The organism is Sinorhizobium sp. CCBAU 05631 (assembly GCF_002288505.1).
Classification (GTDB): Bacteria; Pseudomonadota; Alphaproteobacteria; order Rhizobiales; family Rhizobiaceae; genus Sinorhizobium; species Sinorhizobium fredii_C.
In genome coordinates this window covers 2,555,564-2,582,259 of sequence record NZ_CP023063.1, presented here as the reverse complement: position 1 = coordinate 2,582,259, position 26,696 = coordinate 2,555,564, and the positions used below count along the sequence as shown (strand labels likewise).

The following is a 26,696-nucleotide window of genomic DNA, read 5'->3' as shown; positions in this document are numbered from 1 at the left end:
GAGTGAGGCCCGCTTAAATGGCACGTTTCCACCCCCTGCAAGTCACCGAAGTCCGGCGCGAAACGCGCGATGCCGTGGTCGTGACGCTCATGCCGCGGGAAGAAGACCGCGCCGCCTTCGATTTCACGCAAGGCCAGTACCTGACGTTTCGCCGGATGTTCGACGGCGAGGAGCTGCGCCGCTCCTATTCGATCTGCGCCGGAAAGGACGAAGGTGTGCTGAGGGTCGGCATCAAGCGCGTCGACGGCGGCTGCTTCTCCACCTGGGCGAACGAGGAGCTCAAGCGCGGCGAGATGCTGGAGGCGATGCCGCCGATGGGGGGCTTCTTCACGCCGATTGAGCCGGATGCGGCAAAACACTATCTCGGCTTTGCCGGCGGCAGCGGCATCACGCCGCTCCTCTCGATCATCAAGACGACGCTTGCGCGCGAGCCGCGGTCCCAGTTCACGCTGGTCTATGCCAACCGACACGTCAGCTCGATCATGTTTCGCGAGGAGCTCGAAGACCTCAAGAACCTCTATCTCGGGCGGTTTGCGGCATTGCATGTCCTCGAAAGCGAAGCCCAGGATATCGACCTTTTTACCGGACGGGTCGACGCGGAGAAATGCGAGGCGCTGTTCCGCAGCTGGATCGATCTGAAATCGGTCGACACCGTCTTCATCTGCGGCCCGGAACCGATGATGCTGGCGATCGCCGCGGCGCTGCGCGCGCACGGACTTCGCGACGAGCAGATCAAGTTCGAGCTGTTCGCGTCCTCGCAGCCCGGCCGTGCACGGCGCAAGGTCGCAAGTGCTGCCGGTGCCGACAGGCAATCGAGTTGCGAGGCGACCGTCACCCTCGATGGTACGACCCGCAACTTCAGCTTTCCGAAACAGGGGCAGAGCCTCCTCGAAGCCGCACTCGAAAACAGGCTGGATGCGCCATACGCCTGCAAGGCGGGCGTCTGTTCTACCTGCCGCGCCAAAGTGATCGAGGGCGAGGTGGAGATGGAGACCAACCATGCGCTGGAGGACTACGAGGTGGAGCAGGGATATGTGCTGACCTGCCAGTGCTTTCCGCTGAGCGACCGCATCGTCGTCAGCTACGACCAGTGACGCTTCGAGGGAGGAGTTCCATGTCCGATGAGACGATGCCGATCGAGGACTATCTCGCCCAAGGCGGCCTGCTCACCTCGCCGGACAACGTGCCGCCGCGCTATCGCGGCGAACTTCTCCGGCTGATGGCGAGCTTCGTCGACAGCGAACTCGCCGGTTCTGCCGGCTTCGCCGATGTCATCAACGATGCTCCGGGGATCAAGGAGCGCATCGCGGCCGCCCGGATCGTGTTGGAAAAGGCGGACCATGCGGGGCGGGTGCTCGAGATAATGGGCGATTTTGGTGCCGATACGGTGCGTTATGCGGTCCATCACCCGTGGTCGGCGCGGCTTCCCCGCAATGCCGATATCGGTGCGGAGCGCCGCGGCGGCGACATGCGCCTTTCGGTCCTACACTACCCGCTCGAAGGCTGGATCGATGCGGTCGTCATGAACGTGCTGATGGGCAAGGCGGTCGTCATTCAGCTCGGCGAACTGGCGCGCGTCTCCTACCAGCCGCTTGCCGAAGTCCTCCGGGCGATTTTGCCGCGCGAAACCCGCCACGCCGAACTCGGCATCGACGGGCTGAAACGAATTGCCGAGACGGAGGAGGGGCGCCGTGCTGCCCGGGAAGCGGTCGCCTATTGGCGTCCGCGGGTTGCCGCGAGCTTCGGCCTTTCCGGCTCGACCCGCTACGACATGCTCGCCCGACTCGGGTTGCGCCACACGCCCAATGAGGCGCTGCTCGCCGCGTGGCAGAAGGCCACCGACGCCGAGCTTGCCGCGCTGAACCTGAACTGACGGAAGGAATATTCGATGAACATACTGGCAGATCGTGCCCGTCGGCTTGAAAGCTATGTCGGCGGCGCCTGGATGAGGGGTGCCAGCGACGGCGCGGCGCTGCTCGACGCCGCGACCGGCGCGCCGGTGGCGATGATCGATTCCACCGGCATCGACTTTGCCGCCGCACTCGCCTATGGGCGCGAAAAGGCCGGTCCGGCGCTCCGTCGCATGTCGTTCCATGAACGGGCGGCGATGCTGAAGGCGCTCGCTGAGGCGTTGATGGATCGAAAGGAGGAGTTCTACGCGCTCTCGACCCCCACCGGCGCCACCAGGACAGACAGCTGGATCGACATCGAGGGCGGCATCGGCACGCTGTTCTCCTATGCCTCCAAGGGCAAACGGGAATTGCCGAACACCCGGGTGCTGGTCGATGGTGAGGTCGAGACGCTGTCGCGAGACGGCACGTTTTCGGCCCGGCACATCCTGACGCCGCTCGAAGGCGTGGCGATCCACATCAACGCCTTCAACTTTCCCTGTTGGGGGATGCTCGAGAAGCTGGCGCCGACGCTGCTTGCAGGCATGCCTGCGATCGTGAAGCCGGCAAGCCAGACAGCCTATCTCACGGAGCTCGTGGTGCGGCGAATGGTGGAGACCGGATTGCTTCCGGAAGGAGCCGTGCAGCTCGTCTGCGGTTCGGTCGGCGATCTTCTCGATCACCTCGACGGACAGGACGTAGTCACCTTCACTGGCTCGGCCGCGACCGGGCGCAAGCTGAAGACGCATCCCGCGATCATCGAGAATTCCGTGCGCTTCACCATGGAGGCCGATAGTCTCAACGCGGCCGTTCTCGGTCTCGACGCAGGCCCCGGGACGGAGGAATTCGATCTCTTCGTCAAGGAGGTCGCTCGCGAGATGACCGCCAAGGCCGGGCAGAAATGCACCGCCATTCGCCGCGTCATCGCACCGCGTGCCCATTGCGATGCGCTTATCGCGGCACTGGGCGAACGACTTGCCAAGGTTCCGCTCGGCAACCCCGCTGCCGAGAGCGTGCGGATGGGGCCGCTCGCAAGCCTCGGGCAGCGCGAGGAGGTCAGGGTGCGCATCCGCGATCTTGCCGCCGATGCGGAGATCGTCGCCGGCGATCCCACGAACCCCCAGGTGGCTTCCGGCGACGCGGAAGCGGGCGCCTTTCTCAATCCGGTCCTGCTTTATTGCGGCAACCCCGGCGCCGCGCGGGCCGTGCACGATGTCGAGGCTTTTGGTCCGGTCAGCACCGTCATGCCTTACGATACCGCGGAAGAAGCTGTGGATCTTGTGAAGCGCGGCAAGGGCAGCCTCGTCACCTCCGTCTTCACCAATGATCCTCGTGTTGCAGAGGAGCTGGTGCTCGGCATCGCGTCATTCAATGGCCGGGTGATGATCGGCAACCGCTTGAGCGCCAAGACCTCGACCGGGCACGGTTCGCCGCTGCCGGGCCTCGTCCATGGCGGCCCGGGAAGGGCCGGCGGCGGCGAGGAGCTCGGCGGCATCCGGGGCGTCAAGCACTACATGCAGCGCACGGCCGTCCAGGGAGCACCGGGGCTGCTCTCGGCGGTCACCGGCCGATGGATCGAGGGTGCCCCGGTGCGCGCCGACGGCGAACATCCGTTCCGCAAGTCGCTTGCCGAGCTCCGGATCGGCGACCAGCTGGTGACGGCGACCCGCACGGTGACGCTCGAGGACATCGAGCATTTCGCCAATTTCACCGGCGACACCTTCTACGCCCACATGGACGAGGAGGCGGCGCGGGCGAATCCGTTCTTCGACGGACGCGTCGCGCATGGCTACCTGATCGTCTCCTTCGCCGCCGGGCTCTTCGTCGATCCGGCCCCCGGGCCGGTGCTCGCGAATTACGGCGTCGACAATTTGCGCCTCCTGACGCCGGTCTATCCCGGCGACACGCTGCAGGTCGCGCTCACCTGCAAGGAGATCAATCCCCGGATCAATGCCGAGCATGGCGAGGTCCGCTGGGACTGCCGCGTCACCAACCAGACGGGCGCGACCGTGGCGCAGTACGATGTACTGACGATGGTGGCGAAGACGAGAGGATAGCGACGTCGCGCCTACAGCGCCGCGCGTCTTATCAGAGGGGATGCGGTCCACGCACGAGGGCGCGAAAAGTCAGCGCACCGCCTTGACGCCCTCCAGGATCAGGGTCGTGGCGATCTCGGCATATTCGTCCCGGCTGATCGGGCCGTCGGGGCGGAACCACATATAGACCCAGTTCATCATGCCGAACAGCGACATCGTCACCGGCATCAGCAGTGGACGATCATTATTGAGATCCGGATTGATGTCGTTGAGCACGCTCGAGAAGCGCTTGACGATGCGTCGCTCGATGGCGCGAATCTCGGCCATCTGCTCGGGCGAGAGCGCGCTCGTGCCGTTCAGCTGCACCTTGTGCTGGTCGTCGGCGTCGCGATAGTTTTCGAGCACCTGGCGCACGAGCAGCCGCAACCGTTCCCCCGGAGCGAGATCCGGCCGGTCGGCAGCTTCTATGGCCGCGTCGAGCTCGGCAAGGTGCGTGCGAACGATATCGAAGATCAGCGCGTCCTTGCTCGGATAATAGTGATAAAGCAGTGCTTTCGAGACGTTGCTGTGAGCAGCGATCTGCGCCATCGAGGCCTTTTCCATCCCCATTTCGGCGAACACTGCGGCGGCGCTCGTCAGAATGCCGCGCTGCTTCTCCTCGAAATCGACTGCGCGTGTTCGTGCCATGTTGATCCTGCTCTCACTCTCTACCTGCTCAATCCCACGAATAAGGGAGAACCGTAAAGTCCTCCCGTCTCTATGGTCTACGCGTGCCGTCGCTCCTGTCATTCCTTCGGGCGGTTGTCGACGACCCTTTTTGCCTTTCCTTCCGAGCGGGCGACGCCGCCCGGATCATGTACCTCGATCCTGGTGCTGACACCGACGACGCTCTTGATGTGGTGGGCGAGTTCGCGCGCCGATCCGGCTCGCGCGGTTTCGTCCGCCGCCTCGATCGTGCATTCGACGTGGACGGTCATGTTGTCCATCCGGCCCGTGCGCGTCAGCTCGATCTGGAAGTGCGGCGCCAGGCCGCGGCATTTCAGGATCTGCTCCTCGATCTGGGTCGGGAAGACATTGACGCCGCGCAGGATCATCATGTCGTCCGAGCGGCCGGTGATCTTCTCGATGCGGCGCATCGAACGCGCCGTGCCGGGCAGCAGCCGCGTCAGATCGCGGGTGCGGTATCGGATCATCGGCAGGCCTTCCTTGGTCAGCGTCGTGAAGACGAGTTCGCCCATCTCGCCGTCCGGCAGCACCTCGTCGGTCACCGGATCGATGATCTCGGGATAGAAATGGTCTTCCCAGATATGCAGTCCGTCCTTGGTCTCCACGCATTCGTTGGCAACGCCGGGCCCCATGACCTCCGAAAGGCCGTAAATGTCGACGGCATGCATGTCGAAGGCATGCTCGATCTCCTCGCGCATGGCATTCGTCCATGGCTCCGCGCCGAAGATGCCGACGGCGAGCGAACTCTCGCGCGGGTCCCGCCCTTGACGGCGGAACTCGTCGAGGATGGAGAGCATGTAGGAGGGGGTGACCATGATGATGCGCGGCTTAAAGTCCGCCATCAGCGTCACCTGCCGCTCGGTCATGCCGCCGGAGATCGGCACGACGGTGCAACCGAGCCTTTCCGCGCCGTAATGGGCGCCAAGCCCTCCGGTGAAGAGGCCGTAGCCATAGGCGACATGGACGATGTCGCCGGGCCTGCCGCCGGAGGCGCGGATCGAGCGCGCCACGACGTTCGCCCAGCTATCGATGTCCTTCAGCGTATAGCCGACGACAGTCGGCTTGCCGGTCGTTCCCGAAGAAGCGTGGATGCGGCAGAGCTTCTCGCGCGGAACGGCGAACATGCCGAAGGGATAGCTTTCGCGAAGGTCCTGCTTGGTGGTGAAGGGGAATTTTGCGAGATCGGCGAGCGTCTTCAGATCGGACGGATGGACGCCGGCCGCGTCGAAGCGCGCGCGGTAGAAGGGCGAGTTCTCATAGGCATGGGCGAGCGACCATTTCATCCGCTCCAATTGAAGCGCGGCGATCTCGTCGCGCGACGCGGTTTCGATCGGCTCGAGATCGCCGGGGCGGGGTGAAAGGTCTTCCATGAATCTCTCCTCCGGGAATTGTCCTCCCGCATGATGCCCCCGCGTTGCCATTGGCCCGCGGAATCATGCAGCTTTCAAAGTATGGCGGCGCTCACGCCTCCGGTGCGCCGTCTGCTTGCGGCAGGTGCGTGCCCTTGACGGTGCGCGAATGGCCGCGGAACTCGGCGATGTGTTCGCCGCGCTGGTTGGTGATGCGGATGTCGTAGATGCCGCCGCGGCCGCGCCGCGAAATCTCGCTGGCCGCCGCCGTCAGCCGGTCGCCCTCGAAGGCCGGCGCGATATAGGTGACCGAGCAGTGCTGGGCGACGGCGCGCTGGTTGTAGCTGTTGCAGGCAAAGGCAAAGGCGGAATCGGCGAGGGTGAAGATGTAGCCGCCGTGGCAGGTGCCGTGACCGTTGGTCATCTCCGACGTAATCGTCATCGAGATTGTTGCCGTACCCGGCGTAACGCGATCGAGCGCCATGCCGAGCCGCTGCGACGCCTGGTCGTCGTCCCACATGACACGGGCGCAGGCGCTGGCGAGCTCCTCGGCGTTCATTCTTGCCGCGTCCATCATCGCCCCTTGAACTCCGGCTTGCGCTTTTCCAGGAAGGCTGTCACGCCCTCGGCATAGTCGCCGCTGCGGCCCGCTTCGCGCTGCAGGTCGCGTTCGAGCTCGAGCTGCTCGTCGAAGGAATTGACGGCGGCAGCCTGGATCGCCCGCTTAGTCATGCCAAGCCCCTTGGTCGGGCCGGCGGCGAGACGGGCGGCAAGCGCGGAGGCCTCGTCCATCAGCGCTGCGTCGTCGACGGCGCGCCAGATAAGCCCCCAGTTCGCTGCCGTCTCCGCATCGAGCGGCTCTGCCGTCAGCGCCAGCGCCTTGGCGCGGGCCTCGCCGATCAGCCGCGGCAGGCTCCAGGTGCCGCCGGAGTCGGGCACCAGGCCGATCTTCGCAAAGGCCTGGATAAAGCGGGCCGAGCGGGCCGCAAGGGTGATGTCGCAGGCGAAGGCGATGTTGGCGCCGGCGCCGGCGGCGACGCCGTTGACGGCGCAGACGATGGGCTTTTCGAGGCTGCGGATCAGCCTGAGGAGCGGATTGTAAAAGGTCTCGATCGTGTGGCCGAGGTCGGGCGTACCGCCCTTGCGCGGGTCACGATCGCCGAGATCCTGGCCGGCGGAGAAGCCGCGCCCGGCGCCCGTCAGCAGCACGGCCCGCACCGTGTCATCCGAGTGAGCGCGCCCGAAACCAGCGCGCAGCGCCAGATGCATTTCCTCGTTGAAGGCGTTCAGCTTGTCGGGGCGATTGAGCGTCAGGCGCAGCACGCCGGCGTCAAGCGCCGACAGGACGGTGTCGGATTCGGCCATGATTCCTCCCTGCCGCCAGCTGGATGGGCGGCCTGAAAAAAACACTTGCATAAACCGACCGGTCAGTCAATGATAATCCCAGCAGCAGGGAGGAATGGACATGAGCGACCTATTCGACCGGCACCGCACGGTGCTCGGCGCGGCCTTGCAGGCGGCGCAGGATCGCGGCTATTGGTCCGCCTTTCCGGAAATACCGAGCGGCAAGATCTATGGAGAGACCGCCAAGGACGATGGCCTCTCCGCCTACCAGGCACGTCTCGGCAAGGCGTTCGACCTGCCCGGGCATCCCGGTGCAAAGAGGGTCGGCAAGGAAGTCTCGCCCTACGGACCGTCGCTCGGCATCACCTATCCGGCGGCCGACGCGGATGCCCTCATGGCCGCCTCCAAAGGCGCGGCAGCCGCATGGGGCAATGCCTCGCCGGAGGCGCGGGTCGGTGTCTGCCTGGAAATTCTGGCGCGCCTCAACCGCATGAGCTTTGAGATGGCCAATGCGGTGATGCACACGACGGGGCAGGCCTTCGCCATGGCCTTCCAGGCGGGCGGCCCGCATGCGCAGGATCGCGGCCTGGAAGCCGTCGCCTATGCCTGGGCCGAGATGACGCGCACGCCTCGGAGTGCGACCTGGGCGAAGCCGCAGGGCAAGGGTGAGCCGATCGTGCTTGAGAAGCACTGGCGCATCGTGCCGCGCGGCGTGTCGCTGGTGGTCGCTTGCCAGACCTTCCCGACCTGGAACAGCTATCCCGGCCTGTTCGCGAGCCTTGCGACCGGCAATACGGTGATCGTCAAGCCGCATCCGGGCGCCATCCTGCCGCTCGCTCTCACGGTCCTGGTGGCCCGCGAGGTCCTTGCCGAAGAAGGCCTTCCCGCCGACGTGGTCCTGCTTGCGGCCGACGAGCCCGGCGCGGAAATCACCCGCGATCTCGTCGCGCACCCTGCGGTCGCCATCGTCGACTACACCGGCTCCAATGCCTTCGGCGACTGGGTGCGCAAGAACGCGGCGATGCGCGACATCTATACCGAGGAGGCCGGCGTCAACTCGATCGTGATCGGCGCGACCGACAACTTTGCCGGCATGTGCGCCAACATTGCCTTTTCGCTGTCGCTCTATAGTGGCCAGATGTGCACCGCGCCCCAGAACATCTATGTGCCGCGCGGCGGCATTGAAACCGATGAGGGGCCGAAGTGCTTCGATGCGGTAGCGGCGGGCATTGCTGCGGCGGTCGACGCGCTCATCGCCGATCAGGCGCGCGCCGCCGGCGTCTGCGGCGCCATCGCCAATCCGGCAACGCTCGGGCGGATCGAGGCGGCGCGCAGTCTCGGTCGCATCGTCCGCGACTCTGCGCCGCTCCCGGGCGCCGAAGGCGCGCGCACCGCGACGCCGCTGATTCTCGCGGTGAACGCCGATCAAACATCCGCCCATGAGGAGGAGCGGTTCGGCCCGATTTCCTTCGTGGTGGCCGTGGAGAATGCCGCGGAGGGCGTCGCGCGCGCTGCAAGTCTTGCTCGCCGCAAGGGCGCCATTACCGCGGCGCTCTACGACACCGATGATGCCCGCATTGCCGCGGCGGCCGACGCATTTGCGGCTGCGGGCGTGAACCTGTCCGTCAATCTGACCGGCGGGATATTCGTCAACCAGAGCGCCGCGTTCAGTGATTTCCACGTCACCGGCGCCAACCCGGCCGGCAATGCCAGCCTGACGGACACGGCCTTCGTCGCCAACCGCTTCCGCGTCGCCATGTGGCGCCGTCCAGTGGCGGCATAGGCGGCGAACTTAAACCCGCAATAGTCTTGACACCTGCACTCTTGGGAGGAGATGCCGATATGAGACTGCACACCACGACTGCGCTAACAACGCTGGTGCTTGGCTTCGGCCTCGCGGCTCCGGCGATGGCCGATATCCGCATCGGCGCGACGCTTTCGGAGACCGGCCCCGCCGCCTTCCTCGGCGATCCCGAGGCCAAGACGCTGAAGCTGCTCGTCGACGAGATCAATGCCGCGGGCGGCGTCAACGGCGAGAAGATCGAACTGATCGTCTATGACGATGGCGGCGACCCGAACAAGGCGCGTACCTTCGCCACCCGTCTCGTCGAAGACGATGAAGTCGTTGCCGTGATCGGCGGCACGACGACCGGGACCTCCATGGCAATCCTGCAGGTCTTCGAGGATGCGGAGATTCCCTTCATCTCGCTTGCCGGCGCCATCGAGATCATCGACCCCGTGCGGCCCTTCACCTTCAAGACGCCCCACACCGATCGCATGGCCTGCGCCAAGATCTTCGAGGACATGAAGGCGCGCGGCCTGACGAAGATCGGCATGATTTCGGGTTCCGACGGTTTCGGCGCGTCGATGCACAAGCAGTGCCTCCAGATCGTCGGCGACTACGGCATCGAGGTCATCGCCGACGAGACCTACGGTCCGAGCGACGCCGACATGACGCCGCAGCTTACCAACATCAAGGGCAAGGAAGGCGTGCAGGCGGTCCTGAACGCCGGTTTCGGACAGGGGCCGGCGATCGTCACGCGCAACTATCAGCAGCTCGCAGTCGGCCTGCCGCTCTACCAGTCGCATGGTGTGGCCTCGGACGGCTTCATCGAGCTTGCCGGCGCGCCCGCCGCCGAGGGCATCCGCCTGCCTGGCACGGCGCTGCTGGTGGCGAAGCTGCTGCCCGAGAACGATCCGCAGCGCCCGGTCGTCACCGCCTACAAGGCGAGCTACGAGGCGGCGACCGGCAAGCCGGTCTCGACCTTTGGCGGCTATGCGCACGACGCGCTGCGCATCCTCGTCGATGCGATCAACCGGGCCGGCAAGGCGGAGCCGCAGGCGATCCGCGACGCGATCGAAGCCACATCCGGTCTCGTCGGCACCACCGGCGTCGTGACCATGTCGGAGGAGGACCATCTCGGCCTCGACCTCAGCGCCTTTCGGATGCTCGAGATCAAGGACGGCGGCTGGAAGCTCGTCGAATAGGTCGGCAATCGTGGGATACCGGACGCGCGGCGCGCGTCCGGTCGACAGATCGTCGCGTGCCGTAGCGGAGGCATCCATGCCCGAACTCATGCAATTCATCCTGTCCGGGGTGACCGTCGGCGCGGTCTATGCCCTGGTCGCCCTGGGCTTCACCATCATCTATAACGCCTCCGACGTCGTGAACTTCGCCCAAGGCGAATTCGTGATGCTCGGCGGCATGTTCACCGTCTTCTCCTTCGAAGCGGGGATCCCGCTGCCGCTCGCGGCGGCGATCGCCATCCTGGCGACGGCGGCGATCGGTGTGGCGCTGAACAAGCTCGCCATCGAGCCTGCGCGGGGCGCGCCGGTCGTCTCGCTGATCATCATCACCATCGGTGCGTCGATTCTCATCCGCGGTCTGACGCAGATCGCCTTCGACAAGCAGCTCCACCGCTTCCCGGCCTTCTCCGGCGAGACGCCCATTCAGATCATGGGCGCGACGGTCCTGCCGCAGAGCGTCTGGGTGATCGCGGGGGCGCTGGCGGTCTTCGTCGGCCTGTGGCTGTTCTTCACCCGAACGCTCACCGGCCGGGCGGTTCTCGCCACCGCCAACAACCGCATTGCCGCGCAGCTCGTCGGCATCAGCACCAGATACGTGATGACGCTCAGTTTCGCGCTGTCGGCGGCAATCGGCGCACTTGCCGGCGTGCTCGTCACGCCGATCACGCTCACCGGCTACGACATCGGCATCGCCCTTGCCCTGAAAGGGTTCGCGGCAGCGATGCTGGGCGGGATGGGCAATCCCAAGGGTGCGCTGGTCGGAGGGCTGCTGCTCGGCGTCGTCGAGGCGCTGACCGCCGGCTATCTCAGCTCGCAATACAAGGATGCCGCCGCCTTCGTGATCATCCTCGCCGTGCTCTTTGCCATGCCTCAGGGGCTGTTCGGCCGGCAATCAACGGATCGGGTGTAGCCATGCGGCTCTCGTCGAAGACAAACACTTTGCTCGCGCTCGCCGCACTGATTGCGCTGGCGCCGCTGTTCTTCCCGTCCTCCTACTATTTTCGGGTCGGCTCGCTGATCTTCGTCAACGGGCTGGCGGTGACCGGTCTCGTCGTCCTGATCGGCTATGCCGGCGGCCAGATCAGCCTCGGCCACGCCGGCTTCGTCGGCATCGGCGCCTATGCCTGTGCCTTGGCGCCCGTTCATCTCGGACTCAATCCGCTCGTCGCTGCCGGCCTCGGCGCCGCGCTGTCGGGCGCGATCGCCTGGCTGGTCGGCCGGCCGATCCTGCGGCTGAAGGGCTATTATCTGGCGGTGGCAAGCCTCGGTTTCGGCGCCCTGGTGTCGATGGTGCTCGCCAACGAGGCGGGGCTCACCGGCGGCCCGGACGGGATGACGGTGCCCGATCCGGGATTGCGGGCCCTGCTCAAGTCGGTCGCCATCGATCTCTCCAACGCCGCCTTCTGGTATGCCTTCTCAGCTGTCGTGCTCGTCATCGGCGCCTGGCTCGCTTTGAACCTCTATCATAGCCCCACCGGACGGGCCTTGCGCGCGCTTCATGGATCGGAGGTCGCGGCCCGGACGGTCGGCGTCGACGTGGCCCGGTTCAAGCTGCAGGCCTTCGTCATCTCGGCCATTTATGCCTCGATCTCCGGCTCGCTGCTGGCGCTGCAGAACAAATTCATCACGCCGGACGTGGCGGGCTACATGCATTCGATCGAACTCGTCACCATGACGGTGCTTGGCGGCGCCGGCTCGGTCATCGGCGCGATCAGCGGTGCGGTGATCCTGACGACGCTGCCACAGGTCCTGACGGTCTTCCAGGAGTACGAGCAGGTGATGCTCGGTCTCGTGATGATGCTGGTGATGATCTTCATGCGTGATGGCCTGCTGCCGAGTCTTTCGCGCAAAATCCGGGGGAGGGGTCAATGAATCTGCTTCAGGTCGAAGGGCTGGGCATCGAATTCGGCGGCTTGCGTGCCGTCCGCGATGTCAGTTTTTCCCTCAATGCAGGCGAGATCGTCTCGGTGATCGGCCCGAACGGCGCCGGCAAGACGACCCTCTTCAACATGGTCTCCGGCATCTACCGGCCCGGCCACGGTCGCGTGAAGCTTGCCGGCGAGGACGTGACCGGCATGGAGCCGCACCTGCTGGCGCGGCGGGGCCTTTCCCGCACCTTCCAGAACCTGCAGATATTCCAGGCGATGACGGTGCTGGAGAATGCAATTGCCGGGCATCATCTGCACGAAAAGGGGTCGGTGCTCGCCGATCTCTTCGGCCTGCCGTCATCCCGCCGCCGTGCCCGCGAGGCCGAGGCGAGCTCACGCAGGCTGCTCGACCGGGTTGGCCTCGGCCGTGCGGAGGCCCAGGAGGCCGGGTCGCTCTCCTATGGGGCGCTGAAGCGGCTCGAGATCGCTCGCGCGCTGGCGCTGAAACCGCGTGTCCTTCTCCTCGATGAGCCGGCCGCAGGCTGCAATGCCGTGGAGACGGAGGAGATCGATCGGCTGATCGCCGAAGTCGCGGCTGAAGGTGTCGCGATCCTGCTGGTGGAGCACGACATGAAGATGGTGATGCGCATCTCGAACCATATCGTCGTCCTGGACCACGGCGAAAAGATTGCCGAAGGTGAACCGGCGAAAGTGTCGCGTGACCCGAGCGTCATCGAGGCCTATCTCGGGCCGCAGGCGAGGGAGGCGGCCGATGCTCACCGTTGAGGGATTGCGCTCGCGCTACGGGCGCATCGAGGTCCTGCACGGCATCGATCTCGAAATCGGCTCGGGCGAGATCGTCGCGGTGGTCGGCGCCAACGGCGCCGGCAAGACGACGCTGCTGCGCTGTCTCTCCGGCATCCAGCCCGTCTCCGGCGGAGCGATCCACTTCCGAGGCGAGGCGTTGACCGCGGTTCCAGCCTATCGCCGCCTCGAGCGCGGCCTGGCACAATCGCCGGAGGGACGGCAGATCTTCACCAATCTGACGGTCGAGGAAAATCTCCGCCTCGGCGCCTACCTGTTCTCCGACGACCGGGTGGCGCGTGACATGGAGGATGCCTTCGCGATGTTCCCGGTCTTGAGAGAAAAGCGCAATCTCGCCGCCGGCGGCCTCTCTGGCGGGCAGCAGCAGATGCTGGCTATCGCCCGGGCGCTGATGGGGCGGCCGTCCTGCCTGCTGCTCGATGAGCCGAGCATGGGTCTCGCGCCAATCCTGGTGCGGCAGATCTTCGACGTCGTCAAAGGCCTGCGCGGGCTCGGCGTCACCGTGCTCCTCGTGGAGCAGAACGCCTTCGGTGCCCTGTCGATCGCCGACCGCGGCTATGTGATGGAGACCGGCCGCATCACCATGACCGGCCCGGCCGCCGAACTCATCGCCGACCAGCGTATCCGTGAAGCCTATCTAGGAATCTAAACCATGGCCGTCAGCATCGAACACCGTGGCGAGATCGCCGTCGTCATCGTAGACAATCCTCCGGTCAACGCGCTGTCGCAGGTCGTGCGCCAGGCTCTTCTTGAGGCGGCGGAGGCGCTCGATGCCGATCCGTCGGTGAAGGCGGTGGTGCTGACCTGCGCGGGGCGCGCCTTCATTGCCGGGGCCGATGTCGGTGAATTCGGCAAGCCGCCGATGCCGCCGCACCTGCCCGATCTCGTGTCGCGGATCGAGCGGGCGGCAAAGCCATGGGTCGCCGCCATCCACGGCAGCGCGCTTGGCGGCGGCTTCGAAGTCGCCCTCGGCTGCCGCTTCCGCGTCGCGGTTCCTTCGGCAAGTGTAGGCTTGCCGGAGGTCCGCCTCGGCATCGTGCCGGGCGCCGGCGGAACGGTGCGTCTGCCGCGGATCGCCGAGGTGGAGACGGCGGTCGACATGGCCACGACGGGGAAGCCGCTCGGGGCGCGCAAGGCCCACGAGGCCGGATTGCTCGACGCGTTGATCGAGGACGATCTCGTCGCCGGTGCCGCGGCCTTCGCCCGCGCTGTTCTCGACAGGCCGCTGCCCCCCGCGCTTTGCGATCGCCCCGTCGCGCCACCGCCTGCGGGTTTCTGGGAGGCAGCGGAAAGGACCGTTTCGGCCCGCGCCAAACGGGAAGATGCGCCTCTCAGAGCGCTGGCCTGTATGCGGCGCGCCGCCGAGACGGACTTCGACACGGCGATCGCCTTCGAGCGCGAAACGTTCCTGGCGCTGCGCGGCTCGGCGCAGGCCGCCGCACTCCGTCACGTCTTCTTCGCCGAGCGGGCAGCGACCCGGCCGCCGGAGCTTGCCGGTGTGGCGCCGCGCATGATCCGTTCGACGGCGGTGATCGGCGGCGGCACCATGGGCGCCGGCATTGCCGCGGCGCTGCGCGATTCCGGCCTGCCGGTCATCCTGATCGAGCGCGATGGTGCGGCAATCGAACGAGGGCTCGCCAGCTTGCGGGCGATCTTCGACGGCGCGGCAAAGCGCGGCCGCATTTCCGCTGACGTGGCAACCGAGCGGATGGCGGGCATCACCGCCTCCACGGATTACGCGGCGCTCGCCGATGTCGATCTCGCTATCGAGGCGGTCTTCGAGGACATGGACGTGAAGCGGGACGTCTTTGCGCGTCTTGCCGACAGCTGCGGTGACGATGCCATCCTCGCGACGAACACCTCCTATCTCGATCCCGAGCGGATCGCCGAGGGCGTCCGCCGGCCGGAGCGCTTCCTGGGCCTGCATTTCTTCAGCCCGGCACATGTGATGAAGCTATTGGAAATCGTGCCGACCAAGGCGACGGCGCCGGAGGTGCTGGCGACCGGCTTCGCGCTGGCGCGGATGCTGAACAAGATCCCGGTGCGCGCCGGCATATGCGACGGGTTCATCGGCAACCGTATCCTGAAGGTCACCAGGGCGCAGGCCGAGCGACTGCTGCTCTCCGGCGCCACGCCCGCGGCCGTCGACGCCGCCATGCGTGCCTTCGGACTTCCCATGGGACCCTTCGAGGCGCAGGACCTTGGCGGGCTCGACATCGCGGCATTCCAGCGCAAGGCCGCGCGTGCGCGCGGCGAGACGCCCTTCGCGCCGATCGCCGATCGCCTTTGCGCGATCGAGCGCTTCGGCCAGAAGAGCGGCGGCGGCTGGTATGACTACGAGCCAGGCGACCGCACGCCGCGGCCTTCGGATGCGGTCGCGGCGGTCATCGCCGAGGAGGCGAAAGGCCGGCCTCGGCGGGACTGGAACGAGGACGCCATTGCCGACTGCATTCTCTGGCCGATGGTCAACGAGGGAGCACGCATCCTTGCGGACGGCACGGCGCTACGGCCGTCCGATATCGACCTGGTGAAGATCCACGGCTACGGCTTTCCGCGCTGGCGCGGCGGGCCGATGCACTGTGCAGAGGCCCATGGACTCGGTAACGTCGTCGATGCACTGCGCGCGCTTGCCGGCGAGGGGCTGGCCGAGCCGCCTTGCGACCTCTTGCTCGAGGCCGCCCGGCGCGGCGGGTTCCCGACGCCTCTCGTTGAGGCATTGTAGTCCAAAAATGTGCAGGTGGTCTGGGGGGAGCACGACCTCCATAGAACGGCGGGACGAGGAGGGAGTGCGCGGACGCCGGATCGGCATGGAATTTGCGTGATGAGGTCACAACAAACGCGTCGCGACGGAGGGGAGCATGCAGGCGCTTACAGTTCCGGTCTACAGGCCGTTGCCGGTCGAGATCTTGCAAGGCGAGATCCGAAATGTTTGCGGCGCCTTCGATCTGGAGCCGATGCGGGGCACAGGCCTGGTGGCCGGTGATGTCTCGCTGCGGCGCATGGAATACTTCGATGCCGCGGTCGTGGCGCTCGATGCCCGATATGTGCAGCGCGGCGTCCGATCGATCCGCCAGGATCCGGGCGAACATCTCTTTCTGCTGGTCCAGGACGAGGGCCATTGCAGCGTCACGCAGGGAGACCAGTCGCTCGAGCTCGCACCCGGAGACATGTTTCTCGTCGATTCCGTCGAACCCTCGTCCTTCGTTTACGAGGGAAGGCGCTCGAACCAGATCTCGGTGCATATGCCGCGCGACGAGATGCTGCATCGTTTTGGCCAGTCCTGCATGGGCGGCGTTGCGATCGACCGGCACGACCCTCTCTGGGTCGCCATGCGAGCGGTGCTGACGAAAATGCTGACCAGTCTCGATGTTCAGGTGCAGCTCCGGGAAGCCTTCCTGTGCCTGATGGGCGCCTATCTTCAGGCGGGCCGGACCGGCAGCCGCGGGTACGAGACCCTGTTGTCGCGGGCACTCGCCTTGATCGACCGCCATCGCGAGGATCCCGGCTTCGGCCCGCGCGAGCTCGCCACACGGCTGAACGTCTCGGAGCGCATGCTGCAGCGGCACTTCCAAGCTCTGGGCGAGAGCCCGGGCCACCGGCTGCTCAATCGCCGCCTCGAGCTTGCGCATGCGCGGCTCTCCGGCCGCCTGCCGGAACAGGCGAAGGAAGGGGTCGCGGGCATTGCCTACGATTCCGGCTTCAACGACCTTTCCTATTTCTATCGCGAGTTCCGCAAGCGATACGGCACCACGCCGGGCGCGGTCGCCCGCCACTGACGGATTTGTCCAATCGAAGGGACGTTCCCGTCCAAGCGGGACATGCGTCGCCCTCCTAGTCTTCCATGATGGGCTTGCCGGCATGGCAGGACACAATGGGAGGACGAGGATCATGACGCAGCACTTTGCGACGGTAAACGGAAAGCCCGTCTCCGGAGGGGCGAGCTTTGCCGTCCTCAATCCGGCGACCGGCGGCGAGATCGGTCGCGCGCCGGACATGAATGCGACGGAGCTCAACGCGGCGGTCGCGGCCGCGCAGGCGGCATTTCCGGAATGGTCCGCCCGTAGCGACGAGGCTCTGCAGGCGGCCTGCGCCGCGGTGACCGCCAGGATCGAGGCGCAGGCCGACGAACTCGCGCGGATGGTCACGCTCGAGCAGGGCAAGCCGCTCAACGGCCTCGGGTCGCGCTGGGAAATCGGCGGGGCAATCGCCTGGGCCGGCTATACGACCGGTTTGTCGCTGCCGGTCAAAGTGCTGCAGGACAATGAACGGGGCCGCGTCGAACTGCACCGCAAGCCGCTCGGCGTCGTCGGTTCTATCACGCCCTGGAACTTCCCGGTGATGATCGCCATCTGGCACATCATGCCGGCACTGCGGACCGGCAACACGGTGGTGATCAAGCCGTCGCCGTATACGCCGCTTTCCACTCTGCGGCTCGTCGAGATCATCAACGAGGTGCTGCCGCCCGGTGTCGTCAATGTCGTCACCGGCGACGACAAGGCCTTCAACATCGGCGCGGCGATGTCGGCACATCGGGATATCCGCAAGATCGTCTTCACCGGCTCCTGCGCGACCGGGCAAAAGATCATGGCGTCGGCGGCGCCGACGATGAAGCGGCTGACGCTGGAGATGGGCGGCAACGATGCCGGCATCGTCCTTCCCGATGCCGATCCCGAAGAGATCGCCGAGGGCCTGTTCTGGGGCGCCTTCATCAACAATGGCCAGACCTGTGCGGCGATGAAGCGCCTTTATGTCCATGAATCGGTCCACGACGCCGTCTGCGATGCGCTCGTCGCCTTCGCCCGCAATATCGCCGTCGGGGACGGCATGGATGAGACCAGCATTCTTGGCCCGATCCAGAATCGCATGCAGTTCGACAAGGTGGCGGCGCTCGTCGCCGACGCGAAGACCCGTGGCAGGGTTCTGCTCGGCGGCGAGCGGGGCGCTGGGCTGTTCTTCCCGCCGACGATCATTGCCGGACTGAAGAACGGTGATCCGCTCGTCGACGAGGAGCAATTCGGTCCGGCTTTGCCCGTTGTTTCCTACAGCGACGTCGAGGATGCGATCGCCATGGCAAATGACAGTTCGAACGGGCTCGGAGGATCTGTCTGGTCGTCGGACATCGATGCCGCTCGCAACGTTGCCGGCCGAATGCAGTGCGGCTCGGTCTGGATCAACAAGCATGGGGCGATTCAGCCGAACGCTCCGTTCGGCGGCATCAAGGCATCCGGGCTCGGCGTGGAATTCGCAGAGGAGGGCCTGCAGGAATACACTGACATTCAGGTCGTTTTTGCCTGATCGCGAAGAAAAAACGAAAGACGAAGGGAACAAAGAGATGAAACATTTCAGAGGAGCAACGCTCGTCGCTCTGATCGCCTGCGCGGCAACGCCGGCGGCGATCGCGCATCCGCTCGATGGGCTGACGGCGGAGGAATACCAGAACATCAACCGGATCCTGCGGAACGAGAAGATCGTCGACGCCGAAACGCTTTTCCCGCTGATCGAGCTCAAGGAGCCCGCCAAGGCCGATGTGCTCTCCTGGAAGGAGGGCGACGCGCTCGACCGCAAGGCCATGGTGCAGTTCACCAGCCCGGATGGGTTCAAGGAGGCGGTCGTCAACATCACTCAGGGCAAGGTCGAGAGCACCGCGGCCATCAAGGGCCAGCCGATGGTCCTCTTCGCCGAGTTCATGAATGCGCTCGAAGGCGCGCTCGGCCATCCCGAGATGATTGCCGGTCTCGCCAAACGCGGGCTGAAACCGGAAGAGGCCTTCTGCCTGCCGTTGACGGCCGGCAACTTTTTCACCCAGGACTACGAGAACAGCCGGCTGATGAAGGTGCCCTGCTATCGGGTTCCGGAGGGGTCGAACTTCTATGCGAAGCCGATCGAGGGCCTTTTCGCCGTCTACGACATCGGCAAGAAGAGCGTGATCAAGGTCATCGATAGCGGAGCGGTCGATCTACCGAAGGACAATTGGGGCTATACCGAGGATGAGGTCGCCGCCCGCACGCCGCTGAGGCCGAAGACGAACAAGGTCGCGCTCACCCAGGAGGGCGGCCCCAACTACAAAATCAACGGCAGCCATCTGGAATGGGATATCTGGCGGCTTAATCTGAGAGTGGACAAGCGTCCGGGCCTCGTCGTTTCAAACCTAGACGTGAACGACGGCGACACCTGGCGGTCGGTGATCTATCAGGCGCACCTCTCGGAGGTATTCGTGCCCTATATGGACCCAACCGAAGGCTGGTACTGGCGCACCTACATGGACAGCGGGGAGTATGGTTTCGGCCTCTTCCTGAGCCCGTTGACCGCAGGGATCGACTGCCCAGACAATGCGACGTTTCTGCCTGCCACGATCGCCGATGACAAGGGCAATCCGCTCGTCATCCCGAACGCGATCTGCATCTTCGAACGCAGCATCGGCGATCCGGCCTGGCGGCACTTCGAGGTCTTCGCCCAGACGCCGGAAAAGCCGGTTCCGGCGGAAGGCCGGCCGGCGACGGAGCTCGTGGTCCGCACCGCATCGGAAGTCGGCAATTACGACTACCTCATCGACTACCGTTTGCAGCAGAATGGCCAGATCAACATCTACATCGGCGCGAGCGGCCTGGACGCGGTGAAGGGTGTCGCATCGACCTCGATGAAGGATCCGACGGCCAAGGCCGACACCGCCTATGGCACGCTGATCGCGCCCAATCTCGTCGCCGCCAACCACGACCACTATTTCAACTTCCGCATCGATTTCGACGTCGACCAGCCCGCCAATCACTTCTCGACCATGGACATCGTGCCGGCGGACGTCGAGCCGAACAGCCCGCGCAAGTCGATGTGGACGGTCAAGCACTCGATGCCGCATTCGGAAATGGAGGCGCGCTATAAGCTTTCGGCGGCCGAGCCACGCTACTTCCATGTCTCGAACCCGAACCGCGAAAGCTATCTCGGCCACGAGCCGGGCTGGATGATTCACCACGGCAACGTTGCCTACGGCCCGTTCGATTATGCCAACGATCCGCCGATGAAGCGCAATGCCTATATCGAGTACTCGGTCTGGAACACCGTCTACGATCAGGACCAGCGTTATGCCGGCGGCAAGTACGCGATGCAGAGCGACGGCAGCGATACGCTGGCGGAGTGGGTGAAGGCCGATCGTCCGCTGATGGGCAAGGACATCGTCACCTGGTTCTCGGCAGGCTTCCACCACATTCCGCGCATGGAAGACTGGCCGGTCATGTCGACCGAATGGAAGACCGTGCACATCATGCCGCACAACTTCTTCGCCCATAATCCGGCGCTCTCCATCCGGAAATGACCGCCTGTCGTCAAAGGCGCCTTGGGGGGCGCCTTTGATACTCTCGACCTCCAAGGTCGGCTGCCGACAAGCGCGACAGGAGTCCTATCTTCCGATGGAACGCTCCTGCATCTCTTCGCCTATAAAGCAATTGTAGGACTGTGCATATTCAGCAGGCTCCGGACGGGGCTGCCTGGCGCCGCTGACTTTCAGTCCCGAAATCTCGGCCGTGAGCTTGGCCAGAATAGCGGCTGAGAATTGGCTGGCCTCCGACACTTTCATGACGAACGCCCCTTCTCCGCCGACGACGCACTGCCTGTAATAGGCATCGAGATCCGGGATCGAGGCCGAATCCGGCGTGTCTCTCAACATGATCGCCAGCCCGTCGATGACGATCCCTTGGGCAACGGTGCTGTTGCGGGCAACCGGCGCCGGTACCCCGGCATTGTTGGGTCCATCGCCCGATATGTCGATGACGCGCCGGCTTCCCCGATAGGGGCTCAAGTGAACAAGCCTGCGCGCGAAGGCAAGCACATTGGAGATGGAGGTGAACGAGATCCGTCGGATCGGCTGGCGGCGCAAGGCCTCGGCAAACTGTGCCGCACTCTGCCGGTCCTCGATCAGCGTCCAGGGCAGCACCTGGACGGCCTTGCCGCCCCACTCAACATAGGTCACGGCAATCCTGCCGAGCCGCCCTGTCCCTATCGCCCTCATTATCTCTGGCCTGCGAAACGCCTCCACATAGCCCGTCCGTTGAAGCTGCAGTTCGTCCAATCCAATCGAATAGGATACGTCGACGGCGAGGACCAGTTGGAGGTCCACGGCAACAGGATCCTGTGTCGCGGCGGTGCTGGCGCCGAGAAGAAAAGCCGCAGCCAAATGCGTCCAACGTGGTCCCATGGAGCCGATGGCCATCTGGAGACGGGGACCCGCGCGAGGTGCCTCTGCAGCGCCGCGCGTCCTATCAGATGCCACAGTACGCGACAGTAGCGCAAATTGGACCTTGTTGGATGCTTCTCGTCCTCGTCCCTGTGCTTGTCACAGCGATGAAGCAGCGCCGCGTCTGCGGCGCGAAGGCTCTTTTCAGCCTTCGTGCTGATCGGCGCTGAAACCGGGTAGACGCGGCTCGGCCAAACCGCGGGGAACAGCACAGTAAAAAAGCGAGCCTCCGGCTGGAGAGGCTCGCTTGTTCGCTATTAGGCCCTTCGGAAACGCTAGCTGCGCGGCTTGAGGTTTTCCGGGTCGTAGAGCGGCTTGTAGCCGACACCTGCGACCTCGACCGGATAGGTCTCGGCGAAATATTCGACGTTCAGCTTGCGACCTTCCTGGCAATAGGCCCAGGGCAGATAGGCGAGCGCGATGTTCTTGCCGATCGTCGGGCCGTAGGCGATGGAGGTGGTGTAGGAGCGGCGGCCGAGTTCGTCGATCAGCACCTCACCGGTTTCCGGGTCCATGACCGGCAGGTTGCCGACCGGGTAGCGCTTGACGCCGTTCCTGTCGGTGTTCTCGGTCATGACGAGCGTGCAGAGCATGGCGGGCTGATGCTCGCGCGCCTTGTACTCCAGATGCTTCGCCTTGCCGCGGAAGTCCGCTTCCTTGACCTTCGGACGGGCAAGGTCGGCCTCGATGAGATTGTACTGGGTGAGAAGATCCGCGTTCTGCAGGCGCAGGCTCTTTTCCATGCGCCGCGAGTTCGCATAGGTCTCGACGCCGAAGGCCATGACGCCGGTGGTGCGCAGCGCATCCCAGACCGCCAGGCCGTCCTCATACTTCATGTGCAATTCCCAGCCTTGCTCGCCGACATAGGAGATGCGGAAGGCCGAAACCGGCTTGCCGGCGATCTCGATCGGCTTGATCGCGGCGAAGGGGAAGTTCTCAGGATCGAGGCCGGCCGGATCGGCAACCACCTTCTTCAGCGTCTGGCGGGCATTGGGGCCCCAGATGCCGATGGTGACGAACTTCTCCGAAACGTCGGTAATGGTGACGTCGAGGCCCCGGTCTTCCGCGACACGGCGCATGTAGTGGAAGTCGCGCGGGCCGGCATCGGCGCCGTTCACGAGACGGCAACGGTCGGCCATGCGGAAGACCGTGAAGTCGGCCCTGACCATCCCCTCGTCATCGAGGAAGTGGGTGTAGATGCCCTTGCCGATATTGCCGTCTCCGCCGATCTTGGCGGCGCAAAGCCACTCGAGAAGCTCCACATGGTCCGGACCTTCGATGTCGACCATGTGGAAGTGCGAGAGGTTGACGATGCCGCAATCCTCGCTCATCGCCAGATGCTCGGCATTGGAGACGCGCCAGAAATGGCGGTTGTCCCACTCGTTCTCGCGCACTGGAACCCGGTTGCCGTATCTTTCCAGGAGGTGCTCGTTGGCGGCATAGCCGTGGGCGCGCTCCCAGCCGCCGAGCTCCATGAAGTAACCGCCGAGCTCCTTCTCGCGCTCGTAGAAGGGCGAGCGCTTGACGTTGCGGCCGCTCGCATAGGGCTCGCGCGTATGCACGGCCGGGAAATAGATCTTCTGTGCCGCCTCGAAGCAGCGGCCCTCGATGAATTTCTCCTCGAGCTGGTGCGGGTAGAAGCGTGCATAGTCGATCGAGGCATGGTCGATCTCGGTGCGCCCGTCCGTCATCCAGTCGGCGATCAGCTTGCCGTAGCCCGGGCCGTCCTTCACCCAGATGGCGACGCAATACCAGAGGCCGCGCACCTTCTGGCTCTCGCCGCAGGAGGGGCCGCCGGCGGCCGATACCTGCAGCAGGCCGTTGAAGGAGTGGCCCTCGTTATAGCCAAGCTCGCCGAGGATCGGCGTCAGTTCCATGGCGCGCTCGAGCGGTTCGATGATCTGCTCCATCTCGAGATCGCGCTGCGAGGGCGACAGGCGTGCCTCGTGCTTCTCGAGAATGTCGCGCGGATGGCAGAGGCGCGGATTGGTGGCCTCGTAGTAGCCCCACTCGATCTGGCCGCCTTCGGTGGTCTTCGGGTCGCCGGTGTCGCGCATATAGGCGGAGTTGCCCTGGTCGCGCAGCAGCGGGAAGCCGATTTCCTTGCCGGTGCCTTCGAATTCGTTATAGGGGCCGAAGAAGGTCAGCGGATGGTCGACCGGCATGACCGGCAGGTCTTCGCCGACCATTTCGGCGATCAGGCGACCCCAGATGCCGGCGCAGACGATGACATGGTCGGCCATGATCGTGCCGCGATGCGTGACCACGCCCTTGATGCGGCCGTTCTCGACGAGGAGCGACGTTGCCGGCGTATTGCCGAAGACCTGCAGCTTGCCGGACTTTTCCGCCGCATCGACCAGCTTGCCGGCAACCGTCTGCGAGCGCGGGACGACGAGGCCGGCATCCGGATCGAACATGCCGCCCATGACCTGATCTTCCTCGATCAACGGGAACATTTTCTTGATTTCGGCCGGCGAGACATAGTGCGCGCGAGTGCCGAAGGCCTTGGCAGAGGAAAGCTTGCGCTTGATCTCCTCCATCCAGATGTCGTCGCCGGTGCGTGCGACTTCCAGGCCGCCGATGCGGGCGTAGTGGCCCATCTTCTCGAAGAAGTCGATCGAATACTGCGTCGTCCAGACCGAGAGAAAGTCGTGGCTCGTCGTGTAGCAGAAGTCGGAGGCATGCGCCGTCGAGCCGATGTCGGTCGGGATGCCCGACTTGTCGATGCCGACGATATCGTCCCAGCCACGCTCGATCAGGTGATGGGCGATCGACGCGCCAACGATGCCACCCAGACCGATGATTACGACCTTCGCCCTTTGCGGAAACTCTGCCATTGCTTGCGACCCTAGTTGGTATGGAAGCCGGATATTAGATTTTGCAGCGACGCGAGTTGCGCCTGTCTACGACATAATCATCGTGCTGCACGACCAGAGCCATGCCGTAGCGAATGGCAACGCTGGTGGCTAGGGGGGATGCAGCCGCTCAGCTTGGTGCTCAAGTGGGCGGTTTGCGCCACAAGGCTGCCGTTCGTCTTCTGGAGTTGCAGCAATCCATTCGCGTCTTGCGTCCGGGAGTAACGATAATCTCCACCGGCGAGGGACTTTTTGGAACAAGTTTCCTTAGTAAATTTATAGACTATCTTATCATTCTCCCGAACTGCATTGTTCCTCAGCGACCAGACAGAGGTGGAAAATGATCACTCGCAGGCAGACCCTCGCGCTCATCGGCGCAACCGCCGCGGCCTTGAGCGCGCCGAACATCCGGCAGGCAAGGGCGGCAAAGGAGTTTCGTATCGGCTGGCAGAAAAACGGCGTGCTCGCCTTGGCGAAGCGTACCGGCGCGCTGGAGAAGCGGCTTGCTGAACGCGGCCTGACGGTGAGCTGGGCCGAGTTCACTTCGGGCCCGCCGCTCCTCGAGGCACTCGGCGCCGGCTCGCTCGACTTCGGTCCGACCGGCGACGTTCCGCCGCTTTTCGCCCAGGCTGCCGGGGCCAATCTTCTTTACGTCGGGAGCTACAAGGGCACGCCATCGGGCTCCGCCATCCTCGTGCCGAAGGATTCGCCGATCACTGCGCTCGAGAAGCTGAAGGGGAAGAAGATCGCTTTCAAGCGCGGTTCCAGCGCCCATAATTTCACAGTCAAGGCGCTGCGCAAAGTCGGCCTGACGACCGACGACATCGAAGCGGCCGATCTCGCCCCGCCAGACGCGGCGGCCGCCTTCAAGACCGGAGGTATCGACGCCTGGGCGATATGGGACCCCTATTTTGCCGTTGCCGAGGCGGATCCGCGGACACGGGTCCTGACCACGGCGGAAGGCATCGTCGACAACTGGAGCTTCTTCTTCGGCAATGGCGATTTCACCGCCTCCGAGCCGGAGGTCATCGCCGAGGTGATTGATGAACTGGCCAAGGTCGGAGCCTGGGCGCAGGCCAATCTCGATGAGACCGTTCCGGCGCTCGCGGAGATCACCGGCATTCCAACCGAGGTGACCCGAACGATCCTGACGCGAAAGGGGGCCGACCTCAGCAAGGTGGCGCCCCTGTCGGATGACGCGCTGACCTACCAGCAGGCGCTCGCGGACGAATTCCATGGCCTCGGCATCCTGCCGAAGACCCTGACGATCGCCGACGTCGCCTGGCGACCGAAGGCAAGCTGAAACGCCGCACGCTGAAAGGATCAGGCCATGACAAAGACAGACAAACCACTCGATTTCCTCTGGTTCATCCCGACCTCCGGCGATGGCGCCTATCTCGGCTCCGATGATCTGAGCCGCCCTGCGGACATCGGCTATTTTCGCGAGATCGCCACGGCGGCGGACCGGCTGGGTTACTCCGGCGTGCTCATTCCGACCGGGGTCGCCTGCGAGGAATCCTTCATCCTTGCAGCACACCTCGCGGCCTCCACGGAGAACCTGAAGTTTCTCGTGGCCATACGACCCGGCATCGCTTCGCCCGCCTACTACGCGCGGCTCGCCGCGACGCTCGACCGCGTCTCGAGGGGGCGGCTGCTCCTCAATATCGTCGCGGGCGGAAGTGCCAAGGAGCTTGCCGGCGACGGCGTCTTCCTGCCGCATGACGAACGCTATGCGCATGCCGAGGAGTTCTTCCAGGTCTTCAACCAGCTCCTCGAGACAGGCAAGGCGCATCTCGACGGCAAATACATAAAGGCGCACGAAGCACAGCTTGGCTTCCCGTCGGTACAGCAGCCGCGCCCGCCGCTCTATTTCGGCGGATCGTCGGATGCCGCGATCGAATTTTCGACGGGCGTGGTCGACAAATACCTGACCTGGGGCGAGACGCCGGCCCAGGTCGCGGAAAAGATTGCCACGGTCCGCAAGGCCGCGTTCGACAAGGGGCGGGAGGTGACCTTCGGCATTCGCCTGCACTTCATCGTCCGCGAGACCGACGAGGAGGCCTGGGCTGCCGCCGACCGGCTGATCTCCAAGCTCTCGGACGAGACGATTGCCGCTGCCCAGGAAGGATTTGCCCGGAACTCCGATTCCGTCGGCCAGGCTCGCATGCGGGCGCTGCACGGCGGCCGTCGAGACAGGCTCGAAGTGTCGCCCAACCTTTGGGCCGGCATCGGCCTCGTCCGCTCGGGCGCCGGGACCGCGCTTGTCGGCTCGCCAAAGACGGTGGCCGCCCGCCTCCGGGAATACCAGGAAATCGGCATCGATACGGTGATCGCCTCCGGTTATCCCCATCTCGAGGAGGTCTATCGGGTTTCCGAACTGCTCTTTCCGGAAATCGGCCTTGCTGGTCCGCGCAACCAGGTCCGCTCGTCCTTCGGAGAACAGCCGCTTTTCGCTGGCGGTGGCCATGGAGGCAATCTGCGAGTCGTCGCCGGCTCCTGATCCCGAACGGGAATCCGTGCGGGCCGCGCTCGCCAATCGAGAAGGAGAAGAAT

The 26,696-nt window shown here is 64.9% G+C and carries 21 protein-coding genes; 15 read left to right on the top strand and 6 right to left on the bottom strand.

Features of this window, described 5'->3' with window-relative positions:
- Window positions 1-17 precede the first annotated feature (17 nt).
- The 3 genes from paaE to paaZ are packed head-to-tail and all read left to right on the top strand — an operon-like array spanning window position 18 to window position 3,946.
- A complete protein-coding gene (gene paaE / locus SS05631_RS12680) occupies window positions 18-1,094 on the top strand; it encodes a 1,2-phenylacetyl-CoA epoxidase subunit PaaE (RefSeq protein ID WP_037414440.1) in 1,077 nt (358 codons plus the stop codon).
- A gap of 20 nt (window positions 1,095-1,114) precedes the next feature.
- A complete protein-coding gene (locus SS05631_RS12675) occupies window positions 1,115-1,873 on the top strand; it encodes a Phenylacetic acid catabolic protein (RefSeq protein WP_037414442.1) in 759 nt (252 codons plus the stop codon).
- 15 nt (window positions 1,874-1,888) lie between these two features.
- Window positions 1,889-3,946, top strand: coding sequence for a phenylacetic acid degradation bifunctional protein PaaZ (gene paaZ / locus SS05631_RS12670; protein ID WP_037414443.1), 2,058 nt, complete (start codon window positions 1,889-1,891; stop codon window positions 3,944-3,946).
- 69 nt (window positions 3,947-4,015) lie between these two features.
- On the opposite strand, the gene SS05631_RS12665 is transcribed toward paaZ, so the two are convergent.
- From SS05631_RS12665 to paaG, 4 genes are all read right to left on the bottom strand, one after another.
- On the bottom strand, window positions 4,016-4,612 hold the full coding sequence (locus SS05631_RS12665) for a TetR/AcrR family transcriptional regulator (protein ID WP_037414445.1): 597 nt from the start codon (window positions 4,610-4,612) through the stop codon (window positions 4,016-4,018).
- 98 nt (window positions 4,613-4,710) lie between these two features.
- Complete coding sequence (paaK, locus tag SS05631_RS12660) at window positions 4,711-6,021, bottom strand: phenylacetate--CoA ligase PaaK (RefSeq protein ID WP_037414447.1); 1,311 nt, start codon at window positions 6,019-6,021, stop codon at window positions 4,711-4,713.
- Window positions 6,022-6,112: 91 nt separating this feature from the next.
- Complete coding sequence (gene paaI / locus SS05631_RS12655) at window positions 6,113-6,577, bottom strand: hydroxyphenylacetyl-CoA thioesterase PaaI (protein ID WP_172900178.1); 465 nt, start codon at window positions 6,575-6,577, stop codon at window positions 6,113-6,115.
- Window positions 6,574-7,365, bottom strand: coding sequence for a 2-(1,2-epoxy-1,2-dihydrophenyl)acetyl-CoA isomerase PaaG (gene paaG, locus SS05631_RS12650; RefSeq protein WP_037414451.1), 792 nt, complete (start codon window positions 7,363-7,365; stop codon window positions 6,574-6,576). The genes paaI and paaG overlap by 4 nt, the downstream gene beginning before the upstream one ends.
- Window positions 7,366-7,465: 100 nt before the next feature.
- Here paaG and paaN point away from each other — a divergent pair, with 100 nt between their 5' ends.
- The 10 genes from paaN to SS05631_RS12600 all read left to right on the top strand — a co-directional run bounded on the left by paaN (window position 7,466) and on the right by SS05631_RS12600 (window position 20,370).
- Complete coding sequence (gene paaN / locus SS05631_RS12645) at window positions 7,466-9,127, top strand: phenylacetic acid degradation protein PaaN (protein ID WP_037414453.1); 1,662 nt, start codon at window positions 7,466-7,468, stop codon at window positions 9,125-9,127.
- 59 nt (window positions 9,128-9,186) lie between these two features.
- A complete protein-coding gene (locus SS05631_RS12640; RefSeq protein ID WP_037414455.1) occupies window positions 9,187-10,332 on the top strand; it encodes an ABC transporter substrate-binding protein in 1,146 nt (381 codons plus the stop codon).
- A 76-nt stretch (window positions 10,333-10,408) separates the two neighbouring features.
- Window positions 10,409-11,281 (top strand): branched-chain amino acid ABC transporter permease, encoded by an 873-nt coding sequence (locus SS05631_RS12635; protein ID WP_037414457.1) that lies wholly within the window; start codon window positions 10,409-10,411, stop codon window positions 11,279-11,281.
- 2 nt (window positions 11,282-11,283) lie between these two features.
- Window positions 11,284-12,243 (top strand): branched-chain amino acid ABC transporter permease, encoded by a 960-nt coding sequence (locus SS05631_RS12630; RefSeq protein WP_037414459.1) that lies wholly within the window; start codon window positions 11,284-11,286, stop codon window positions 12,241-12,243.
- A complete protein-coding gene (locus tag SS05631_RS12625; protein WP_037414461.1) occupies window positions 12,240-13,025 on the top strand; it encodes an ABC transporter ATP-binding protein in 786 nt (261 codons plus the stop codon). The genes SS05631_RS12630 and SS05631_RS12625 overlap by 4 nt, the downstream gene beginning before the upstream one ends.
- On the top strand, window positions 13,012-13,713 hold the full coding sequence (locus SS05631_RS12620; RefSeq protein ID WP_037414463.1) for an ABC transporter ATP-binding protein: 702 nt from the start codon (window positions 13,012-13,014) through the stop codon (window positions 13,711-13,713). Before SS05631_RS12625 ends, SS05631_RS12620 begins: the two co-directional genes overlap by 14 nt.
- 3 nt (window positions 13,714-13,716) lie before the next feature.
- On the top strand, window positions 13,717-15,786 hold the full coding sequence (locus tag SS05631_RS12615) for a 3-hydroxyacyl-CoA dehydrogenase NAD-binding domain-containing protein (RefSeq protein WP_037414464.1): 2,070 nt from the start codon (window positions 13,717-13,719) through the stop codon (window positions 15,784-15,786).
- A 136-nt stretch (window positions 15,787-15,922) separates the two neighbouring features.
- Window positions 15,923-16,840, top strand: coding sequence for a helix-turn-helix domain-containing protein (locus tag SS05631_RS12610; RefSeq protein ID WP_037414465.1), 918 nt, complete (start codon window positions 15,923-15,925; stop codon window positions 16,838-16,840).
- A gap of 112 nt (window positions 16,841-16,952) precedes the next feature.
- Window positions 16,953-18,359, top strand: coding sequence for an aldehyde dehydrogenase family protein (locus tag SS05631_RS12605; RefSeq protein WP_037414467.1), 1,407 nt, complete (start codon window positions 16,953-16,955; stop codon window positions 18,357-18,359).
- A 37-nt stretch (window positions 18,360-18,396) separates the two neighbouring features.
- A complete protein-coding gene (locus SS05631_RS12600; RefSeq protein ID WP_037414469.1) occupies window positions 18,397-20,370 on the top strand; it encodes a tyramine oxidase in 1,974 nt (657 codons plus the stop codon).
- Between the two features lie 84 nt (window positions 20,371-20,454).
- Here the strand turns inward: SS05631_RS12600 and SS05631_RS12595 are convergent, their stop codons facing one another.
- On the bottom strand, window positions 20,455-21,171 hold the full coding sequence (locus SS05631_RS12595) for a DUF1194 domain-containing protein (protein ID WP_234819723.1): 717 nt from the start codon (window positions 21,169-21,171) through the stop codon (window positions 20,455-20,457).
- Window positions 21,172-21,563: 392 nt separating this feature from the next.
- Window positions 21,564-24,125, bottom strand: coding sequence for an FAD-dependent oxidoreductase (locus SS05631_RS12590; protein WP_037414471.1), 2,562 nt, complete (start codon window positions 24,123-24,125; stop codon window positions 21,564-21,566).
- Window positions 24,126-24,483: 358 nt separating this feature from the next.
- Between SS05631_RS12590 and SS05631_RS12585 the strand changes: the two genes are divergently transcribed.
- Together SS05631_RS12585 and ssuD are read left to right on the top strand one after the other, a co-directional pair.
- Window positions 24,484-25,446 (top strand): aliphatic sulfonate ABC transporter substrate-binding protein, encoded by a 963-nt coding sequence (locus SS05631_RS12585; protein WP_037414472.1) that lies wholly within the window; start codon window positions 24,484-24,486, stop codon window positions 25,444-25,446.
- Between the two features lie 27 nt (window positions 25,447-25,473).
- Entirely contained in the window at window positions 25,474-26,643 is a 1,170-nt protein-coding gene (gene ssuD, locus SS05631_RS12580; RefSeq protein ID WP_037414474.1) for an FMNH2-dependent alkanesulfonate monooxygenase, read from the top strand.
- Window positions 26,644-26,696: the final 53 nt, after the last annotated feature.